This window comes from Vibrio olivae, assembly GCF_042428525.1.
Classification (GTDB): Bacteria; Pseudomonadota; Gammaproteobacteria; order Enterobacterales; family Vibrionaceae; genus Vibrio; species Vibrio olivae.
This window is the reverse complement of sequence record NZ_JBHMEP010000111.1, coordinates 1-559: the sequence shown is the minus strand read 5'-3', so window position 1 is coordinate 559 and position 559 is coordinate 1. Positions and strand designations below refer to the sequence as shown.

1 protein-coding gene is annotated in these 559 nt (G+C 40.8%); it reads left to right on the top strand.

All coding sequences use genetic code 11. From position 1 onward, the window contains the following. The coding region (locus ACFFUV_RS23770; protein ID WP_390198480.1) for a hypothetical protein at nt 1–433 on the top strand (433 nt) is incomplete at its 5' end. Between the last annotated feature and the right edge of the window lie 126 nt (nt 434–559).

Genomic DNA, 559 nt, shown 5'->3' with positions numbered 1-559 from the left:
TAATAATAATAATATAGATAATACAATAAATGATAATGAGAATACCCCCAACAACAATGTTGTCGGGGAATTATTCCCGGAAGAACAAAAGGTTGAGGAACCAAAGGAGAAAAAAACGTTATTCTGTAATTCCGACGTTTACAAAATGGTTAAATTTGAAAACGGCGTTGGCGTGGATTATTCAGAGTTTGAAAGTAAGTTTGCGACACCGGAATTTGAAAAGGTCGATTTGGTTTATTACTTTCATTCGGTTAGCGATTGGAGCGACCAAAAGAATATGAAGCGCACTAAAAACGGTTGGTTGGCGACCGTCCGCAATTTCATACGGGGGGACGTCGAAAAGAAAAAGTTGCATTTGAAACCCGAATACAAAGCCCCAACGCAAAGATTGAACGTTGCCGGGGCTATTGAGTATTTGAAAGATGATTATTAACATGGAAACATTACCCGAAAAGACAAACAGATTGCCACAAACGTTGCCCGAAAAACCACAATCCGCCGCCGTTTTGCTTTATAGCGGAACGGCAAAAGCAATTGACGTTCGCCGGGCGATGGTTGA